Origin of the sequence: Arthrobacter sp. Br18, assembly GCF_000520555.1 — a bacterium.
Classification (GTDB): Bacteria; Actinomycetota; Actinomycetes; order Actinomycetales; family Micrococcaceae; genus Arthrobacter_D.
The window spans coordinates 32,587-50,686 of record NZ_KI914846.1; the positions used below are offsets into that span (position 1 = coordinate 32,587).

Sequence of the window (18,100 nt, forward strand, 5' to 3'; positions counted from 1 at the left end):
TCCCTACCACTGGTGCGAAATCGTCGGCCACCCTGTTAGGCGGCACCCCGGTTCCGCTTTGGATCCCTGCTGCTGCAGGGATCCAAAGGGGTAGACCTAGCTGATTGCTACCACTGGTCGGTCTGCGCACTCGACCGGCCGGCACCGGCTCCGGCACCTTTTCCGGTGCGCGGCTTACGGGCACTGTCGCCGGCGAAGCGGGTGTCGCCGTCGCGCTTCTTGGAGTCGTTGTTGAAGTCCTTCTTGAAGGGCTTCTTGAACTCCCCTGCAGCGCGGCTGCCGGCCGGCTTGCGGCCCTTGTCGAGCTCGAGGTGGATCAGCTCGCCACTGATCCGGGTCTTGGACAGCGCACGCCACTGATCCTTGCTGAGGTCCGCGGGGAGCTCGACAAGAGTGTGGTCGGCGCGGATGTCGATGCCGCCGATCTGCGCGGAAGAAAGCCCGCCCTCGTTGGCGATGGCACCGACGATTGAGCCGGGCATCACGCGCTGGCGGCGTCCCACGGCGATCCGGTAGGTGGCGTTACCCTCGGTGAGGGTGCGTGTCGGCCCGCGTGAACCGAAGGCATCCTTGCGTCCCTCGGAGCGTTCGCGCTGCCCGACCGGCGCCACGGGGATGTCCTTGACCAGGATGGGATTGCCGTTCTGGGCCATGACGGCCAGGGCGGCCGCGATCTCGGCTGCGGGGACGTTGTGTTCCTGCTCATAGTTCGCGATGAGATCGCGGAACTCGGATACGTCCTCCCCTGCCAGGGTCTCGGTGATCTTGCCGGCGAACTTGACCATGCGCAGTTCATTGATGGTCGCGGAGGAGGGGAGCTGCATCTGCTCGACGGGCTGGCGGGTGGCCTTCTCGATGGAACGCAGCAGGTACTTCTCACGCGGGGTGATGAAGAGGATGGCGTCACCCGAGCGGCCCGCGCGGCCGGTGCGGCCAATGCGGTGCACGTAGGACTCGGTATCGTGCGGGATGTCGTAGTTCACGACGAGCGAGATCCGCTCCACATCGAGCCCGCGGGCTGCGACGTCAGTAGCCACGAGGATGTCGATCTTGCCGTCGCGCAGGGCCTCGACAGTGCGCTCGCGCTGCTGCTGGGGAATGTCCCCATTGATGGCTGCTGCCGAGAAGCCCCGTGAACGCAGCTTGTCCGCCAGGTCTTCGGTGGCCATCTTGGTGCGCACGAAGGCGATGATGCCGTCGAAGTCCTCGACCTCGAGGATGCGGGTCATCGCATCGAGCTTGTGGGGGCCCATGACCTGCAGGTAGCGCTGCCGTGTGTTGGTGCCAGTGGTGGTCTTGCCCTTGACGGAGATCTCGGCAGGATCGTTCAGGTACTTCTTGGCGATCCGGCGGATGGCGGCGGGCATGGTGGCTGAGAAGAGTGCAACCTGCTTCTCGGCCGGCGTCGAGGAGAGAATCTGCTCCACATCCTCGGCGAAGCCCATGCGAAGCATTTCATCAGCCTCGTCGAGCACGACGTACTCGAGGTTGGAGAGGTCGAGCGAGCCCTTGGAGATATGGTCGATGACGCGGCCCGGCGTACCGACAACCACCTGGGCACCGCGGCGCAGGCCGGCAAGCTGCGGGCCGTACGGCGATCCGCCGTACACGGGCAGAACAGTGAACCCGTCCATGTGCCGCGCATAGGAGGTGAACGCTTCAGCGACCTGCAGCGCGAGCTCACGGGTCGGTGCCAGGACCAGCACCTGCGTGTTCTTGCTCGGTCCGCCGTTGATGTCGGCGAGTTCAGCCATTTTCGACAATGCCGGGACGGCGAATGCCGCCGTCTTGCCGGTGCCCGTCTGGGCGAGGCCGACGACGTCACGTCCTTCGAGGAGCGCCGGGATGGTGGCGGCCTGGATGGGTGACGGCTTCTCGTAGCCGACGTCGGTGAGGGCCGCGAGGACGCGGGCGTCGAGATTCAGATCAGCGAAACGGATATCGCCGTCTTCTTCGACGGGAGCTCCGGCGGCCGGTGCAGCAACGGCCGGGGATTCGACGGCTGAGGTAGCCGAATCGTCGGTGTTTTCGGTGTTTTCGAGGAACAGGTTTTCAGGCATGGGGAAAGAACCTTCAGGTAGGTGCCGGACGGCCCGGTCGGCGGAAGCCGATAGGTGCCGTGTGTACATAGAAATCCGGCACTGTTTCAATCCCGCGGCAGGACTTCTCGTCACAACTGGTTCGCTGCTGTCTCAGCAGTGATGTGTGACGTTTTCTTCTAGCCGGCGCTCCCTGATGAATCTGCCCGCCTGTTCTGCAGCGAGCCCCAAACACAACCTATCCAGCCCCTGAAGGGCGAAAATAAAGGGAATACCGGTGTGGGGGATGCTCCCAGTCTACGGCACGCGGGGCGCCCGGAACATTCGAAAGCACGACGGCGGCGGGTGACCTTGCCCACGTGAGCTCGTGCGGGGCGGTCACCGGGCCGGCTGCAGGGCCTTGAGCGCGGATTTCCGCACCTCCGGGGCGAGTGCCGGCAACCGCCCTGCGTCGGCGTCGAGCAGCCGCTGTGCGGATTCGACGTCGAGTCCGGCGAAGATCTGTGCGGCGGTGATGCCGTGGGCTGGGACACTCAGGACCTGCACGCCGTCCCCCGCCCGAATGGTGCCGCGGGTGACAACGCTGAGGTAGGTCCCGAGCCGGTTCGCCTCGGCGAACCGTCGAACCCAGTTCTTCTCGCCGAGACGGCGTGCGAAGTTGACGCACGGCGTGCGGGGCATGGTGGCTTCCAGGACCACGGTGTCCCCGATCCGCCAGCGCTCCCCGATGACTGCACCACTGGCGTCGATACCGGCAACACGGAGGTTTTCACCGAAGAGGCCAGGCTCCACAGCGCGCCCCAGCTCCGCGCTCCAGTAATCCGCGTCGTGCTGTGAATAGGCGTAGACAGCCTTCAGTGCTCCGCCGTGATGCTTGCGGCTGGCCTGGACATCGCCGGTGAGACCCAGCGCATGCACGTTCACGTCGCCGTCGACCGCGCGCTTGTCGATGGCCGTCACCCCGGTGGAATCCCGGGTGGGAAGGAGCTCATGCACGCGGCACACCGCTACCAGGGAACCAAGTGTCATGCCGATATCCTATGGCGTCGGCCGGGCCGAGCGGGCTTCTTCGGTACGCGGGCCGGAGGTGCACGGGTCGGCGGGTCGGCGGGTCCGCGTCAGCAGCACCCAGAACACCATGATGGCCAGTCCGCAGAAAACGCCCGCGCTGGAGGCCATGAGCCAGCCGGTGGTCAGCTGGGAGTTCAGGTCCTCGGCACCGAACAGCTCGCCGAGAGTCTTCGGCGAGTAGATGAAGACGGGCAGCGTGATGCCGAACAGGGCCCCGGCCCCGTATCGGTAGGCCTTCCGATTGTCGGGCAGGGAGAAGAACTGCGCGGCAAGGACCGGGAGGATGATCGCGATCCACACCCAGTGGTGCGACCAGGAGATGGGTGAGATGAGCAGCATGAGCAACGCCGTCGCCGTCATTCCGGTGAAACGGTCACCCCGCGCACGGGCGCCCCGGATAACGTACGCGGCGGCCCCGACGAGCGCGAGCGACAGGACGAGCCACGGAATGAAGGAGGGAAAGTCCGGACCGCCGAAGTGGAGAATGGCGCCGCGCACCGACAGGTTGTCCACATACCCTTCCCCGCCGATCCGGCCCGTGTCCCGCAGCATCTGGAGCCAGTAGGTCCGTGACTCGACAGGGAGCAGCAGGAAGCCGAGTCCGATGGTCCCGAAGAAACCGCCGGCCATGTTCCGCAGTTCGCGCCACTCGCCCCGCATCAGGAAGTAGAGGCCGAAGACCAGCGGCGTCAGTTTGATGCCGGCGGCGATCCCGGTGAGCATGCCCGTGGGCCATCTGCGGTGCGGCCCCGAGAGCAGGTCCACGATGATCAGCGCAAACAGCAGGATGTTGATCTGGGCGAAGGCCATGGTCTCCCGCCAGGGCCCCAGCAGGCAGATCAGGCCCGCACCGGCAATGGCGGCCGGCAGTGCCACCGGATGGCTCAGCACCGCACGCACACTGCCGAGTCGGGCCAGGTACCGCGCCGCATGGATCGCCGTCGCCAGTGCCGTCAGGACCGAGAGCGCGACGAAGATCAGCGCGCCGGTTTCGGCGCTGACCAGCGTCAGTGCGGTGAAGAGCAGGGCGGCGAACGGCGGGTAGGTGAACAGGAGAGATCCCTCGCCCTCACCGAACGAGCGGCTGTACAGCGATCCGTCCCCGTCCGCCACGCTCTGGCCGCCCATGCGGTAGACGCGGAAATCCAGGCCGATGAAGTCCGCCCATGAGAGGGACACCAGCGCGAGTGCTGCGAAAACGACGACGGCGGCAACGAGACTGAGCGCCCGGACTACCGGTGGGCTGCTGGTCAAACGCATGCATCATCCTTTGCCTGTGGGGTTGTTGCGGCACCGTTCCGATGACCCGATTCATCGCCCGGCGGCTCATCCAGTGTAGCCACGGTCCGCGGCGCCCGCAGGCGAGCGGGTATGTTGGAAATTCCGTACCCCTTCCGAAAGGCTCTTCCTCCATGGCCACGTCCCCGCGCGGAAAGTCCGCACCTGCTCCCCTGACCGCTGTCGTCAACGCCCACGTGGTGCCGATCGACGGCGATCCCTTCGACGGCACCGTGGTGTTCGGCGGCGGCACCATCACCGCCCTCGGTGCAGACGTGAAGGTACCCGACGGCGCTGCCGTCATCGACGCGGAAGGCAAGTGGCTGCTGCCCGGTTTCGTCGATGCCCACGTACACCTGGGCACGCATGAGGAGGGCGAGGGCTCCGCGGGGGACGACACCAATGAGATGACCGACCCCAACACCGCAGGGGTGCGCGCCCTGGACGCCATCAACCCCTACGACCCCGGCTTCGACGACGCCCTCGCCGGCGGCGTGACCACCGTCAACGTCAACCCGGGTTCCGGCAACCCGATCGGCGGCCTTGCCGTTGCCATCCACACCCACGGCCGGTACATCGAGGAGATGCTGCTGCGCTCCCCCAGCGGACTGAAGTCCGCCCTGGGCGAGAACCCGAAGCGCGTGTACGGCGACAAGAAGCAGACGCCCTCCACGCGCCTCGGCACCGCCATGGTGATCCGCAAGGCGTTCATGGAAGCGCAGAACTACATGGGCAAGGCCGACGAGAACGCCCGCGATCCCAGGCTCGAGGCCCTTGCCATGGTGCTGCGCCGCGAGATCCCCTGGCGCCAGCACGCCCACCGGGCCGACGACATCGCCACCGCCATCCGTCTCGCCGACGAGTTCGGCTATGACCTGGTGCTCGATCACGGCACCGAAGCGCACCTCCTCGCCGATGTGCTCGCCGAGCGCGGCACCCCCGTGCTGATCGGCCCGCTGTTCACCACGAAGTCGAAGGTCGAACTCCGCGGACGCTCCATCGCCAACCCCGGCAAACTTGCAGCGGCGGGTGTCGAGATCTCGATCATCACCGACCACCCCGTCATCCCGATCAACTTCCTGGTGCACCAGGCAACGTTCGCCATCAAGGAAGGGCTCGACCGCGAGACTGCCCTCCGCTCCATCACCATCAACCCGGCGAAGGTGCTGGGCCTCGCCGAACGCCTCGGGTCGCTCGCCGTGGGCAAGGACGCCGACGTCGTGCTGTGGAGCGGCGATCCGCTCGACGTCATGCAGCGCGCCCTGCAGGTCTTCATCGGCGGCCGCGAGGTCTACCGTTACGACCCCACCACGCGCAGTGGCGTCGTCGCGGCCCGCGGATAGCGTGACACCCATGACCGGCCGCAGGCCCCCGCTTCCGCCGAAGCCGTTCACGCTCCGCGCCGCGGTGACAGTATGGCTCGTGGTGGGCGTTTTGCTCCTCATCGCGGGCGGGACCTTCCTGTTCTCGGCCGCGGCGCAGGAACAGGACCGGGCGGGCTTCCTCGGTCTGGGGATCGTCCTTGCGGTGCTCGCAGCCGTGCAGTTGGCCCTGCTGATGCGACTGCGCCGTGGCAGGCGGAGCGCACGGGAACTCCTGACGACTCTCGGGATCATTGCGGGTGTCCCCGTGCTCGTGCGCGGGACTCCCGGGCTGTCGGCGATCGCCGTCGCCATGCTCGTGGCGGTGCTGCTGATGTGGCTGCCGCAAAGCAGCGACTACTTCCAGCTCACCGAGCCGAAAGCGAAGAGGAAGCTCCGCCTGCCGTGGGCACGGGGCTGATCCGCTCCCGGTGTGGAATGAGGGTACCCTCCCGTGATGGGACGCATTCGAGGGCTGACCGGCAGGAGAGGTGCCGATCCATGCCGACGATTTCAGGACGGCACCTCATGGCATTTCCTTTCGCGCGTCGGCGATCCCGGGGAGTGAAGATCGCCAGAAGCGCTCCGATGTCCTGGTGCGCAGTTGCCGGATGACGGAAGGGTCGGTGCGCTACGACGACGTAGTGCGTGCGGCGTCCCTCCCTGATGCGTTGCAGATACCCGGCCTCTTCAAGATCCTTCAGGATGTGCAGGGTTGCCCGCGGCGTGATGCCGACCGTGTCTGCGATGTCGTGGATGAGAATGTCCGGGTCGGCTGCCACCGCCAGGAGGACATGGCCGTGGTTGGTCAGGAAGGTCCACGGATGCCGCACCCGAGGGTGGGCCGGATCACGCTGCAGAGCTGCCTCGTCGGTCCGAGGTCCTGACGGTCCGCTCATGAGTGTTCCTCTCCCTTGCCCAGCATCGAATGCACTTCTCATCGGCGTGGTAGCCCGTTGCGGTTACTGAGCCAGAGGGGCTCGAGAGCCGCGATCTCGTCGGGTCGCGCGTCCCTGAAGGGTGGTGTCGCTGGGGCAGGCGGTTCCTGCCGGCCTTGTCCGCGGGTGGCAAGAAGGCTTGCTGCGATGGAAACGCCCAGGATCACGGCGATGACAGTCAGGGAGATCGGCGTCGGGATGTAGTAGATGTCGATCTTGAGCGCCATCTTGATGCCGACCCAGACCAGGACCAGGGCGAGGCCGACCTTGAGGTAGATGAACCGGTGGATGAGGTCCGCCAGCAGAAAGTACATGGCACGTAAGCCCAGGATCGCGAAGGCGTTGGCCGTGAAGACGAGGAACACCTCGTCGGTGACCGCGAAGATTGCCGGAATGGAGTCGACAGCGAAGATGATGTCGGTGACCTCGACCATGACCAGGACCGCGAGAAGTGGAGTCGCCAGCAGGACTCCGCCCCGACGGATGAGGAAGCGCTGCCCATGAAAGGCATCCGTCATGGGCACGTGCCGGCGGAACAGTTTCAGCGCCCTGGATTTGCCGGGGTCGATGTGTTCGTTGCGCTGGCGGAGCATCCGGTACCCGGTATACAGCAGGAACGCCGCGAACAGGTACAGCACCCAACCGGCGCCGGCGATGATGGCTGATCCGGCGGCAATGAAGGCCGCACGGAAAACGAGGGCGCCGAGCACCCCGAAAAACAGGACCCGGTGCTGGTACTCGCGGGGGACGGCGAAAAAAGTGAAGATGATCGCCCATACGAAGACGTTGTCGACAGCAAGTGACTTTTCGATCAGGTAGCCGGCGAAATACTGCTGCCCGAACTCCGCCCCGTAGAACCGCCAGACGAGCATCCCGAACCCCACACCGAAGAACACCCAGACGGTGGACCACAGGGCCGCCTCCCGCACCTCGATGATGTGGGCCTGTCGATGCGCGACGAGGTCGATAACGAGCATCAGGAGGATGAACCCGATGACGGCCGACCATACCCAGAGGGGAACGTTCATGAGGACCTGCTTTCCAGTCAGTGATAACCAACTGGAGGTCTCTCCCGGCCCTGATGCTCGGCCTGTCCACCGGTAAGCGCCGGGGCTTCCGTAATGTCGATGAACTGTTCAGGGGATACTCCCCTCCATGTGCAATTAGTGAACCACACTTCACCTGATCGGGGAAGGGGCGTCGTCGGGACCCCGCAACTGGCGTTGCGTCTAGCTGCGCAGCGTTGCCAACGCGTGCTCGAGGTCCGCCAAAAGGTCCTCGACGTCCTCGATACCCACCGACAGCCGGATCAGGTTCTCGGGTACGGCAAGCTCGGTGCCCTTGACCGACGCGTGCGTCATATCGGAGGGGTAGTTCATCAGCGACTCGATGCCGCCGAGGGATTCCGCCAGCGTGAACACGGAGGTCGACTCGGCCACCTTTTTCGCAGCCTCGGGTCCGCCCTTGAATGTCACCGAGATCATGCCGCCGAAGCTCTTCATCTGGGCTGCGGCGAGATCGTGGCCGGGGTGCTTCGCGAGGCCGGGGTAGTACACGTTCTCCACTTCATCCTGCTCGAGCAGCCACTGCGCGATCGTGGCGGCGTTGGACGAGTGGCGGTCCATGCGCACGCCGAGGGTCTTCAGGCCGCGTGTGGTGAGCCATGCCTCCATGGGCGCCGATACCGCACCGACGGCGAACTGGATGAAGCCCACCTTCTCGGCGAGTTCGCCGTCATTCACGATCACGGCCCCGCCGCTGGCGTCCGAGTGCCCGCCGATGTACTTGGTCGTCGAGTGCACCACGACGTCGGCGCCAAAGGTCAGCGGCTGCTGCAGGTAGGGTGAGGCGAAAGTGTTGTCCACGACAAGGAGTGCGCTGGCGTCGTGCGCAAGCTGGGCGATGGCAGCGATGTCGGTGATCTTCATCATCGGGTTCGACGGCGTTTCCACCCACACCATTTTGGTGTTTCCACCCGCGATGGCGGCGCTGACGGCGTCGACGTCTGCCATGTCCACCGCGCTGTTGGTGACACCCCAGTCGGCCAGCACACGGTTGATCAGCCGGTACGTTCCACCATAGGCGTCGTTGCCGAGCACGATGTGGTCACCCGGGCGCAGTGCCGCGCGGATCAGGGCGTCCTCGGCGGCGAGGCCGGAGGCGAAGCTGAAGGCGTGCGCGCCGCCCTCGAGGGCGGCCAGCTGGGTCTGCAGCGAATCGCGCGTCGGGTTGGTGCCCCGGCCGTACTCGTAGCCATTGCGCAGCTTGCCGATACCGTCCTGCGCGAACGTGGTGGTCTGGTAGAGCGGCGGAATGACCGCTCCCGTGGTGGGATCCGGCGTCTGGCCGGCGTGGATCGCACGGGTGTTGAAGCCCTGGGCGTCGAAATGCGTCACGATGCTCCTGAGGATGGGGGTTGTTGGATGCTCATATAGGTCAGCAAGTCCTGGCGCGTCAGAATTCCCACCGGCGAACCGGAGAGCGTCACCATGAGGGTGTCATGATGCTGGAGTCGCTCGCCGGCCGCATCGACACATTCACGTGAGCCGATCAGTGCGAGCTTTCCGTCCATGTGCTCCGAGATCTTGTCCGTCAGTCTCGCCTGCCCCTGGAGAATTTTCGCGGTCAGCGAGCGCTCGCCGACTGAGCCCAGCACCTCGCCCATCTTCACCGGCGGCTCGTGCGAGAGGACCGGGATGCTCGACACCCCGTACTCGCTCATCATGGCAATGACCTCGCGCACCGTTGCTGATGGCGGGGCGTACACGAGTTCCGGGATTGCGCCCGTTTTCGAGCCCAGAACCTTCCCGACCGTGTGCTCGTCTCCGCCGTCCCCGTCCAGGAAACCGAGGGACCTCATCCAGTCGTCGTTGAAGATTTTGCCGAGGTACCCGCGGCCGCCATCCGGCAGGAGGACCACGACGACGTCGTCAGCGGTCAGGTTACGGGCCACCCGCAGCGCGGCCACCACGGCCATGCCGCACGATCCGCCGACCAGCAGCCCCTCTTCCCGGGCAAGGCGCCGGGTCATGGCGAAGCTCTCGGCGTCGGTGACGGCGTGGATCTCGTCGGCCACCGAGCGGTCGTAGGCATCCGGCCACATGTCCTCGCCGACGCCCTCGACGAAGTAGGGGCGTCCCGTACCGCCGGAGTACACCGAGCCGTCCGGGTCAGCACCGATGATCCGCACCGCGCCGCTCTCGCGGGCGGCCGATACTTCCTTCAGGTAGCGGCCCGTTCCACTGATGGTGCCGCCGGTACCCACCCCGGTGACGAAGTGCGTCAGGCGGCCGTCCGTGTCGTTCCAGATTTCGGGGCCCGTGGATTCATAGTGGCTGAGGGGCCCGTTGGCGTTCGAGAACTGGTCGGGTTTCCAGGCGCCCGGGATGTCGCGGGCGAGCCTGTCGGAGACGCCGTAGTAGGACTCCGGGCTCTCGGGTGCAACGGAGGTCGGGGTCACCACCACCTGCGCGCCGTAGGCCTTGAGGACGTTGCGCTTATCCTCTCCCACCTTGTCCGGCACCACGAAGATGCACTTGTAACCTCGCTGCTGGGCCACCAGGGCGAGGCCCACTCCGGTGTTGCCGGAGGTGGGCTCGACGATGGTGCCGCCGGGCCTGAGTTTGCCCTCGGCTTCGGCCGCATCGATCATCCTCGCTGCGATGCGGTCCTTCACCGACCCGCCGGGGTTCAGGTACTCGACCTTCGCCAGGACCGTCGCGGCGATCCCCTCGGTCACAGTGTTGAGTTTGACCAGCGGGGTATTGCCGATCAGGTCGACTATCGAGTTCGCGTACTTCATGCCTATAAAGCTACCAAGGAGGGAGTCCTCGGGAGTCCGGAGGTTACGCCGAAGGACAGGCCGGCGCTTTTTCCGGGGACTTCTGGGGTGTCCACAGTGCGGACCGTCGGAATACTCAGCCTGCTGATGGTCTTGCACCCACTATGACAACTATCGCGATTATCGGAGCAGGATCAGGTCTCGGAGCAGCAGTGGCGCGGCGGTTCGGCGCCGAAGGGTTCGCTGTCGCCCTCATTTCCCGCAACCAGGGGCGGCTCGACGCGCTCGCTGAGGAACTGGGGAAGGACGGCGTCCACGCCCGAGGCTTCACCGCCGACGTGCGGGACCCCGCGTCCATCGCGAGTGCGCTGGAACACGCCACCGAAACGCTCGGCCCCATCGAGGTGCTGCAGTACAGCCCGCTCCCGCAGAAGGACTTCATGCGGCCCGTGCTGGAAACGACCCCGGCGGATCTCGTGGGGCCCATCGAATTCTCCATCTACGGCCCGGTGGCGGCCGTGCACCAGGTGGTTCCGGGCATGCGTTTCCTCGGCAAGAACCGCGGCACCATCCTCTTCGTGAACGGCGGCTCGGCCGTAAAGCCAGGGCGCCACGTGACCGGCACCTCCGTGGCCTTCGCCGGGCAGGCCGCCTACGCGGAGCTCCTTCACGAGGTCCTGGGCGAGGAGGGCATCCAGGTGTCCCAGCTCATCATCGGCGGGCGCATCGTCGCCGGTGATCCCGAGAAGGACCCCGACGTCCTTGCCGGAATCCTCTGGGACCTGCACATCAGGCGCGACCGCTTTCGTCACCAGGTCAGCGAGGACTGAGCAGGCACTGGAGTGCCGGCGGCGGCCCGTGGCCGGAGGGCCTGCCGCCCGTGGCGGGAGAGCCGGCACCCCGCCCGGCGGTGCCTTCCGTGGCACCATTAAGTAATGACCACCGCTCCCTCCCTCGCACGCCCCGCGGGGCTGTCGGCGGTGTGGGAACCGGAAGGTGCGTACAACCTCGCAGGGACCATCGGGATCCTCCAGTGCGGCGCGCAGGATCCCGCACATATCATCACCGCTGGCACCCACTGGCTGGCGTTCCGGAACGACGACGGCGCGACCACCGTCCGCCTCACGCAGCACGGAACGCTGAGGCGGGCACGGATCGAAGCGGCGGCGTGGGGTGCGGGAGCGGAGCTCGCTCTCGCCACCCTTCCGCAGCTCCTCGGAGCCGCCGACAACTGGTCCGGCTTCGACGATCCCGACTACCGCGAGACGCTGCCCGAACTGGCGAGGAAGGGCCGCTACCTCAGTCCGGGCCTCCGGTTACCCTCCACCGGCAGGATGCTCGACGCCGTTGCCCGGTCGGTCCTCGAGCAGCGGGTCACCGGCCTCGAAGCCAAGCGGGCTTGGAGATACCTGTTGAACCAGTACGGCGATCCCGCTCCCGAGGCCGGCGACGACGCTCCCGCCGGGCTTCGGCTCCCGCCGACCGCGAAGCAGTGGCGCCGGGTGCCCTCGTGGGAGTGGCACAAGGCCGGCGTGGACGCGCAGCGTTCGACGACCATCCTGAAGGCCGCGCTGGTGGGCTCCGGGCTCAAGCGGCTTGCGGGCCTCCCCAACGGCGACGAACTCCGTACCGGACTTCGCTCGGTGCCGGGTATCGGAGTCTGGACGGTGGCCGAGGTCCTGCAGCGCACGCACGGGTGCCCTGATTCGATTTCCGTGGGCGATTACCACCTCGCCGCCTACATCGGCGCAGCCCTCACCGGCAGACGGACCGACGACGCCGGCATGATCCGCCTGCTGAAGCCCTGGGCAGGTGAACGGCAGCGCGTCGTGCGGATGCTCTATGCGAGCGGTTTCCGGAAGCCCGCCTACGGTCCGAGGCTGTCCCCCGAGGACCACCGGCGAAGGTGAAGTACCGGGCGCGTCCGGCTAGGCTCGAGGAATGAGCGAACCCGTGAACGTCCTTGCCGTTTTCACCCCCAATGAGGGCGAATTCTTCCGTGTGAAACTGGCCCTCGACATCGCCGTCGAGCGGGTCGTCGAGGAGCCCGGCTGTATCCGGTACGAGATCACCGACGCCGCGGAGGACCGCATCGAACTGACGGAGAAGTGGGAATCCACAGAACTGCTCGATCAGCACCTGTTGGGCGCTGCGGTCCAGGACCTTGGGGAGTCCCTCAGTGCGCTGGTGTCCGGACCGGCGGAGGTAACGCGCTCCGACAAGCAGCCCTGAGTTCGAGCTGAAGACGGAAGAAGCCCCCGCTCGAGAGCGGGGGCTTCCTCGAAGCCGTTTTCCGGGCGGTTGCCGGGGTCAGCCCTCCTGGGGAGACGTGGCATTGCCGGCTGTGGCCTGCTGCGCAACCTGTTCGTGAACGGTTTTCATGTCAAGGCCCTTCACGGCGTCGACGAGTTCGGTGAACTGGGTGGCGTTCATCGCTCCGGGCTGCGAGAACACGAGGACCTTCTCGCGGAAGGCCATCAGTGTGGGGATCGACGTGATGCCCGCGGCCGCTGCGAGGGACTGCTCCGCCTCGGTGTCCACCTTGGCGAAGGTGACGTCGTCGTGCTGCTGGGAGACGGCGTCGTACACCGGTGCGAACTGCTTGCACGGGCCGCACCACTCTGCCCAGAAGTCTACGAACACGATGTCGTTGCCTTCGATGGTTTCGGGGAAGCTTGCTTCGGTGATATTGATTGTCGACATACATCAACGCTAGCGAACATGCCCTCCGATGTCGTCCTCTGTTCGCTGAGGATGAAGCCCATCGTGATCACTGTGGCCATCACTGGCATCACCACTGTCACGACCACTCGAAAAGGATTGCCGAGGCCGGATGCCCTACCTGAAGAAGGACGGCTTCCCCGTCGCGGATGCAGCAGTCTTCCTGCTCGGCGCCTGGACTGCCGAGCGGACGCTGGTGGACAACGCGGAAAGCAGGCGGGGAACCTTCACCGGCATCACCACCTTCACGCCGGACGACGCCGGGCGTCTCGCCTGGGTTGAAGTGGGCACCGTCGCCTGGCCGGCCGTTGGAGCGCCGACCGTTGTAACACCGGCCTTCGAAGCGCCGGCCTTTCGGAAGTACCTCCTGGAGCCTGGAGCCACCCGCTCCGGCCTTCGCGTCCTGTTCGCCGACGGGCGCCCGTTCCATGACCTCGACCTCGCGACAGGAGTCTGCACAGCGGAGCACTGGTGTTCACCGGATACCTACGGAATTCACTTCCTTGTCCGCACGCCGGACGTCATCGAGTATTCCTGGGAAGTGCACGGCCCGGCGAAGGACCAGCTGCTGACCACGGTACTTCGCCGTCGGGAATCGCTAGCATTGCCGCATGAGCTTCGAAACCTCGCATCGGGTAGCCACACCGGTCCTTGAGGTCGCCTTCGAGACTGCGGGGCCGGTGAACGGTTCACCCGTGATCCTGCTGCACGGCTTTCCCTACGACGTCCGGGCGTTCGACGACGTTGCCCCAATCCTTGCGGCACGCGGCCACCGCGTCCTTGCGCCCTACCTGCGGGGCTTCGGTGCCACCTCGTTCCTCGACCAGGCGCGGCGGTCTGGACAGCAAGCGGCTCTGGCGCAGGACCTCCTCGACTTCCTGGACGCCCTCGGGATCTCCAGCGCCGTCCTGGCGGGGTACGACTGGGGCGGCCGCGCCGCCTGCATCGTCGCCGCCCTTTTTCCGGAGCGTGCGTCGGGGTTGGTGACCGCGGGCGGCTACAACGTGCAGGACATCTCCCGGGCCATGGAGCCGATGGCGCCGGAAGTGGAACGGTCCTACTGGTACCAGTACTACTTCTCCACCGAGCGCGGCCGCCGGGGCCTCGAAGCCAATCGGGACGCACTGTGCGAGCTGCTGTGGCGGACCTGGTCACCCTCCTGGCTGGGCGCGGCGTCGTCATTCCCCGCCACCGCAGCCAGCCTCCACAATCCGGATTTCGTGGACGTGGTCATCCATTCCTACCGCCACCGATACGGCCTCGCCGAGGACGATCCCCGGTATCGGGATCTGGAGGACAGGATTGCGGAGCAGCCGGAGATTACGGTGCCGACCATCGTGCTGGAGAGCGGGGACGACGGCGTGGGCGGGCCGCTCAGCTCTACCGACCGGCACCACTTTTCGGGTGGTTACGAGCTCCGGCACCTCCCCGGGGTGGGGCACAATGTGCCCCAGGAGGCGCCTGATGCCTTCGCCCAGGCAGTGCTCGACCTGCTCCCGCCCAGCTAGGCTCTTGCCCTCCGCGTGCCCCGCCGCAGGCGTGGGACCCGGTGAACCCGCGGAAACTCGAACAGCAGGGTCACGGACGCATGATCACCGCGGCTATAGATACAGGCAACGCCCAGCGGAATGCCGATTCCGAGGATCACCAGCAGCGGATACAGCAGCCAGGGGGCGGACAGGCCGACGGCGTCGGCGAGCGCCACGGTGATCATGATCGGCGCGAGGTGTGTGACGTAGAAAACGATCGAGTTCCTGCCGACGAACGCAAGACCTCGCCCGGCGTCTCCGCCGGACATCCGAGGGAAGAGCCGTGCCGCGATCACCAGTACACCCACCACTCCCCAGGCGAACTGCGTCCTGTACAGCACCTCCACCTCCTGCGCACTGAGGAAGGCAACGCCGGCGGCGGCTGCTGCGGAAAGGGAGATCACCCACCAATTCCTGGTGATGCGCAGCGCCGTTTCCCAGTGCTGCGCGGTCCACGCTCCGAGGAAGAAGAAGCCGAACAGGAAAGCGAGCATACCGGCCATGCCGGCTTCGGGCAGCGCCAGGGAGACAAGAAAGCCTGCAAGGGCTGGGTACAGCGGCGGAATCCTCCGCAGCGGGAAGGCAACCGCATAGAAGACGAGGAGGAACCAGAGGTACCAGAGGTAGGTGGGAGGGAAGTAGGCGATTTCGGCGAGATCGGCGAGGGTGAAGTTCGCACTGGCCGCGAGGATGATGACCGACCAGAGAAGATACGGCCAGCCGACCCGGGCGGCTTTGCCCGCGAAGTAGGTTGCGCGGGGCTTCCCCAGCGATCGTGGCAGGAGTACCCCGGAAAGAAACATGAGCACGGGAATGCGGAAGGGCTCAAGGAGCTGGTTGAAGGTCTCGATGACCGGCGGCAGGCCTTCGTCCAGGAACCGCAGCGCTTCACCGGCGTGGAGGACGACCACCAGCAGGATTGCGACGCCGCGCAGGCTGTCGAGCCAATCGACCCTGGTGCCCTTGGCTGCTTCGATCGCACTTCCCCGTCGTCGTGCCGTTCCTCTTGCTGTACAGCCTAGGTGCTTCTGGGCGGGAAATGGTCCCCCTAACCCGGTCTCAAGAGGCAGGGGGACCATCCGGCGTCTATAGCCGCCTAGGAACAGCTCAACCATTGCGGTGCTGGGGTAGCCGCCGCGGGAACTGCTCCCGCTTAAACAGTGCGCTTGCCATAAACAGCAGTCAATCCGACACGGGCCGGGTACGCCAAGGGAGAAATTGAAGGGCTCCATACTCCGCCGGGCGGAGGAGCTGGGCGCCCCGCGCTCCGGTCCGCTGGACATTACGGGGCCGGGCCTATTGTCGACAGGTACAGATGAGGATACTGTGACTGCTGTTACTGCTTCGGGTCTCTTGAACGTGCGGGTCAGTAGCAGGGGGTCCGTCCGGCGCTGGAGGCAGGGGCGGGCCCCTTCTTTCGACCGGAACGCGGATGTCAGGAGACTCGTTGTGATCATCACCCTCCCCGTCGGATCCGGCGGACCGCTGGCCTGCCCCCACCAGTACGTGGGCACCTGCGCGAACTGTCCGACCAAGCCGTAGCGGAAACCAACCCATCCCGGGCAGGAAAAAACCCGTCAGGCCTTCTTTCGAAGCCCTGACGGGTCCAGTTCCCGCACCATTGCTGGTGAGTGGCAGATGAGGGATTCGAAACCTCTTATCGGTGCAGGTCAGGGCCAAAAACCCCGGAATCTAGAGAAAGTGCATCACTGTAAGTCACGCCGTATCAGGTTGTTTCATGGGCAAGTGTGGGCAAAATGTGGGCAGGATGTCGGCACGGGGTCACCGAGGTGCAAGGACGCGCCTCCTTGCGGACCACAAGAGAGAGCCGCCAGTCACTTACTTGCGGCTGGCGGCTCTCTCTTGTTCGGATGGTCTGGTTTAGGCTTTTAGCGTGATGAGTCGCCGCGCTCTAATCAGCTCTCGCCTCTTGCGCTCGCTCTTCGCATCCCGAAGAGCCTGGTCGAATGACCGGACTACGGTTGCACGAGTACCTGCGGATTCTTTTGGCTTCAAGACCAGTTCAATCTTTCCCATGAGTAACCCTCCCTGGCTATACCTAATGATACAGCGGTAAATAGAGACTAGCGTGTGGCTTCCGCATACGCCACAGCGAGTATCGAGGCAAATACGGCAGCGGTAGAACCATCCCGGACATCGAGGTCGCCAGTATTTGGCGAGTCGATGGAAATCATCCCGTATGCCACTGCCCTACCTGTTTCATCGTCCGATCTGCGACGTATCGGTGCGGATATGAAGGTGTTGTAGCTGCCGCCAAGCCCAATGTATGGCCCATCCTCGGCATTCTCGATGTCTGGCTCGAAGGTGAAGTTATTGGCATCGGAGAGCAAACTGAATGCCCGGTCACCGCGAACTGTGCCTCTCTCGAAGGGTAGCGGCTTATCCCCCCTGCCTTGTCGAGCAGCCCAGCTCATCGTCTGCCCATCGTCGCTTATCTCAAATACAACTACCCGAACGTCCTGAAGGTTGCTGAACGCACTCTTCAGGGCACCAGCTGCTTGCTGAGACATCACCCGAACAGAGTTTTTTCGTTCATCCTTCGCCTGCGACGGAATGTCGTGCAGGGTCTCGATCAAAGGAATGAGGCAATCATCCATGATCGACTCACGGGCGGCCGTCTCATCCTCTTGCTGCTTCCAATACGAGTCGAAGTAGGAGTATGCCGCTTGTACACCGCCAGCAAGTGCGATGCCTCCAATACCTAGGCCCCAGAAGTCGGTGCCGAGCAGGAAACCAAACACAGTAACCCCGACAAGCAGCCCGGTGACTGTTACCCATTCAAAGCGGTGACAGTAGTAGCCAGCCCATACGAGAGCCACTTTCGCAGGGTTGTCGGGCTTATGCACTCACGAATTCAACCACAAAGGTCCCCGGACGACAGACAAACTCACTTCTAGCCGTCCCTGTGGCGTTCCCGCTTCGGTATCTCCCGGCGCCGGCATGCCGCGGTGTGCACCCATGCTTCCCTGGCGCGGGAAAACTCCACCCACTGCACGAGTACGGCGTCGGCCGTCCATGCCATGGCGAAGCCCTTCACTGTCTGCTTTACGTCGTCGGGGTAGGTGAGGTCGCACCATACCGGGGACGCGTTTTCTGTGGTCCAGTGGATTGGCTGGGTTGGTTCCTCAAGCTGCACCGGCGCGATAAACCTGTCCGCTGAGGGTGGGATGCCATGCCAACCGTGATGCTCCTGAGCCATGAACGGAGCCTACTTTCCGCCACGGACAAAAACGCACCCAGTGCCTCGCTGGCCGTCGTGCACGGAAGAGTTGAGCCCGGAATCTCCGTGTGTGAAACCCTAGACCACGGGGAAGGACGGCCCTCCCGGGGGGAGGATCGGGGGCGTGGGTCATCATGACGG

The 18,100-nt window shown here is 65.2% G+C and carries 18 protein-coding genes; 8 read left to right on the top strand and 10 right to left on the bottom strand.

The genetic code is table 11. From position 1 onward, the window contains the following. Positions 1 to 107 precede the first annotated feature (107 nt). From Y704_RS18600 to Y704_RS18605, 3 genes are all read right to left on the bottom strand, one after another. Positions 108 to 2,060 carry a DEAD/DEAH box helicase gene (locus Y704_RS18600; RefSeq protein WP_051476631.1) on the bottom strand — a complete coding sequence of 651 codons (1,953 nt, stop codon included), beginning with the start codon at positions 2,058 to 2,060 and terminating at the stop codon, positions 108 to 110. Between the two features lie 357 nt (positions 2,061 to 2,417). After that, the gene (locus Y704_RS0102850) at positions 2,418 to 3,068 is read right to left on the bottom strand and encodes an MOSC domain-containing protein (protein WP_026548978.1); all 651 of its coding nucleotides are present in this window, start codon (positions 3,066 to 3,068) and stop codon (positions 2,418 to 2,420) included. A gap of 9 nt (positions 3,069 to 3,077) precedes the next feature. Continuing rightward, positions 3,078 to 4,370, bottom strand: a complete 1,293-nt coding sequence (locus tag Y704_RS18605) for a glycosyltransferase 87 family protein (protein ID WP_051476632.1) — start codon at positions 4,368 to 4,370, stop codon at positions 3,078 to 3,080. A gap of 152 nt (positions 4,371 to 4,522) precedes the next feature. Between Y704_RS18605 and Y704_RS0102860 the strand changes: the two genes are divergently transcribed. The 3 genes from Y704_RS0102860 (at position 4,523) to Y704_RS25625 (ending at position 6,636) form a co-directional block, all read left to right on the top strand. Further along, a complete protein-coding gene (locus Y704_RS0102860; RefSeq protein ID WP_051476633.1) occupies positions 4,523 to 5,731 on the top strand; it encodes an amidohydrolase in 1,209 nt (402 codons plus the stop codon). Between the two features lie 10 nt (positions 5,732 to 5,741). Next, positions 5,742 to 6,170, top strand: a complete 429-nt coding sequence (locus Y704_RS0102865; RefSeq protein ID WP_026548980.1) for a hypothetical protein — start codon at positions 5,742 to 5,744, stop codon at positions 6,168 to 6,170. Between the two features lie 70 nt (positions 6,171 to 6,240). Continuing rightward, a complete protein-coding gene (locus Y704_RS25625; RefSeq protein WP_026548981.1) occupies positions 6,241 to 6,636 on the top strand; it encodes a hypothetical protein in 396 nt (131 codons plus the stop codon). A gap of 50 nt (positions 6,637 to 6,686) precedes the next feature. On the opposite strand, the gene Y704_RS0102875 is transcribed toward Y704_RS25625, so the two are convergent. From Y704_RS0102875 to Y704_RS0102885, 3 genes are all read right to left on the bottom strand, one after another. Beyond that, a complete protein-coding gene (locus tag Y704_RS0102875; protein ID WP_026548982.1) occupies positions 6,687 to 7,715 on the bottom strand; it encodes a TerC family protein in 1,029 nt (342 codons plus the stop codon). Between the two features lie 201 nt (positions 7,716 to 7,916). Next, the gene (locus Y704_RS0102880; RefSeq protein ID WP_026548983.1) at positions 7,917 to 9,083 is read right to left on the bottom strand and encodes a cystathionine gamma-synthase; all 1,167 of its coding nucleotides are present in this window, start codon (positions 9,081 to 9,083) and stop codon (positions 7,917 to 7,919) included. Next, a complete protein-coding gene (locus tag Y704_RS0102885; protein WP_026548984.1) occupies positions 9,080 to 10,489 on the bottom strand; it encodes a cystathionine beta-synthase in 1,410 nt (469 codons plus the stop codon). The genes Y704_RS0102880 and Y704_RS0102885 overlap by 4 nt, the downstream gene beginning before the upstream one ends. Positions 10,490 to 10,632: 143 nt before the next feature. On the opposite strand from Y704_RS0102885, the gene Y704_RS0102890 reads away from it, so the two are divergent. The 3 genes from Y704_RS0102890 (at position 10,633) to Y704_RS0102900 (ending at position 12,700) form a co-directional block, all read left to right on the top strand. Beyond that, positions 10,633 to 11,298: an SDR family NAD(P)-dependent oxidoreductase gene (locus tag Y704_RS0102890; RefSeq protein ID WP_026548985.1), complete on the top strand. Its 666-nt coding sequence runs from the start codon at positions 10,633 to 10,635 to the stop codon at positions 11,296 to 11,298. A gap of 105 nt (positions 11,299 to 11,403) precedes the next feature. Further along, the gene (locus Y704_RS0102895) at positions 11,404 to 12,378 is read left to right on the top strand and encodes a DNA-3-methyladenine glycosylase family protein (RefSeq protein WP_026548986.1); all 975 of its coding nucleotides are present in this window, start codon (positions 11,404 to 11,406) and stop codon (positions 12,376 to 12,378) included. A gap of 31 nt (positions 12,379 to 12,409) precedes the next feature. Next, positions 12,410 to 12,700, top strand: coding sequence for a putative quinol monooxygenase (locus Y704_RS0102900; RefSeq protein WP_026548987.1), 291 nt, complete (start codon positions 12,410 to 12,412; stop codon positions 12,698 to 12,700). 78 nt (positions 12,701 to 12,778) lie between these two features. Here the strand turns inward: Y704_RS0102900 and trxA are convergent, their stop codons facing one another. After that, a complete protein-coding gene (gene trxA, locus Y704_RS0102905; protein ID WP_026548988.1) occupies positions 12,779 to 13,171 on the bottom strand; it encodes a thioredoxin in 393 nt (130 codons plus the stop codon). Positions 13,172 to 13,301: 130 nt separating this feature from the next. Between trxA and Y704_RS18610 the strand changes: the two genes are divergently transcribed. Both Y704_RS18610 and Y704_RS0102915 read left to right on the top strand, forming a co-directional pair. After that, positions 13,302 to 13,844 carry a DUF6314 family protein gene (locus tag Y704_RS18610; RefSeq protein ID WP_051476634.1) on the top strand — a complete coding sequence of 181 codons (543 nt, stop codon included), beginning with the start codon at positions 13,302 to 13,304 and terminating at the stop codon, positions 13,842 to 13,844. Next, on the top strand, positions 13,801 to 14,697 hold the full coding sequence (locus Y704_RS0102915; RefSeq protein WP_026548989.1) for an alpha/beta fold hydrolase: 897 nt from the start codon (positions 13,801 to 13,803) through the stop codon (positions 14,695 to 14,697). The genes Y704_RS18610 and Y704_RS0102915 overlap by 44 nt, the downstream gene beginning before the upstream one ends. On the opposite strand, the gene Y704_RS23180 is transcribed toward Y704_RS0102915, so the two are convergent. From Y704_RS23180 to Y704_RS0102935, 3 genes are all read right to left on the bottom strand, one after another. Then, positions 14,694 to 15,797 carry an acyltransferase family protein gene (locus Y704_RS23180; RefSeq protein ID WP_162149359.1) on the bottom strand — a complete coding sequence of 368 codons (1,104 nt, stop codon included), beginning with the start codon at positions 15,795 to 15,797 and terminating at the stop codon, positions 14,694 to 14,696. The two genes, Y704_RS0102915 and Y704_RS23180, sit on opposite strands and share 4 nt — an antisense overlap. A 1,005-nt stretch (positions 15,798 to 16,802) precedes the next feature. Next, entirely contained in the window at positions 16,803 to 17,585 is a 783-nt protein-coding gene (locus tag Y704_RS0102930; RefSeq protein ID WP_026548990.1) for a hypothetical protein, read from the bottom strand. Between the two features lie 47 nt (positions 17,586 to 17,632). Beyond that, positions 17,633 to 17,938, bottom strand: coding sequence for a hypothetical protein (locus Y704_RS0102935; RefSeq protein WP_026548991.1), 306 nt, complete (start codon positions 17,936 to 17,938; stop codon positions 17,633 to 17,635). Positions 17,939 to 18,100: the final 162 nt, after the last annotated feature.

Coding starts and splice junctions, on each gene's coding strand:
- Y704_RS18610 (WP_051476634.1), top strand. CDS start 13,302: ATGCCCTACCTGAAGAAGGACGGCTTCCCCGTCGCGGATGCAGCAGTC.
- Y704_RS18605 (WP_051476632.1), bottom strand. CDS start 4,370: ATGCGTTTGACCAGCAGCCCACCGGTAGTCCGGGCGCTCAGTCTCGTT.
- Y704_RS0102850 (WP_026548978.1), bottom strand. CDS start 3,068: ATGACACTTGGTTCCCTGGTAGCGGTGTGCCGCGTGCATGAGCTCCTT.
- Y704_RS0102865 (WP_026548980.1), top strand. CDS start 5,742: ATGACCGGCCGCAGGCCCCCGCTTCCGCCGAAGCCGTTCACGCTCCGC.
- Y704_RS18600 (WP_051476631.1), bottom strand. CDS start 2,060: ATGCCTGAAAACCTGTTCCTCGAAAACACCGAAAACACCGACGATTCG.
- Y704_RS0102900 (WP_026548987.1), top strand. CDS start 12,410: ATGAGCGAACCCGTGAACGTCCTTGCCGTTTTCACCCCCAATGAGGGC.
- trxA (WP_026548988.1), bottom strand. CDS start 13,171: ATGTCGACAATCAATATCACCGAAGCAAGCTTCCCCGAAACCATCGAA.
- Y704_RS0102935 (WP_026548991.1), bottom strand. CDS start 17,938: ATGGCTCAGGAGCATCACGGTTGGCATGGCATCCCACCCTCAGCGGAC.
- Y704_RS0102890 (WP_026548985.1), top strand. CDS start 10,633: ATGACAACTATCGCGATTATCGGAGCAGGATCAGGTCTCGGAGCAGCA.
- Y704_RS0102895 (WP_026548986.1), top strand. CDS start 11,404: ATGACCACCGCTCCCTCCCTCGCACGCCCCGCGGGGCTGTCGGCGGTG.
- Y704_RS0102875 (WP_026548982.1), bottom strand. CDS start 7,715: ATGAACGTTCCCCTCTGGGTATGGTCGGCCGTCATCGGGTTCATCCTC.
- Y704_RS0102885 (WP_026548984.1), bottom strand. CDS start 10,489: ATGAAGTACGCGAACTCGATAGTCGACCTGATCGGCAATACCCCGCTG.
- Y704_RS0102915 (WP_026548989.1), top strand. CDS start 13,801: ATGAGCTTCGAAACCTCGCATCGGGTAGCCACACCGGTCCTTGAGGTC.
- Y704_RS0102860 (WP_051476633.1), top strand. CDS start 4,523: ATGGCCACGTCCCCGCGCGGAAAGTCCGCACCTGCTCCCCTGACCGCT.
- Y704_RS23180 (WP_162149359.1), bottom strand. CDS start 15,797: ATGGTCCCCCTGCCTCTTGAGACCGGGTTAGGGGGACCATTTCCCGCC.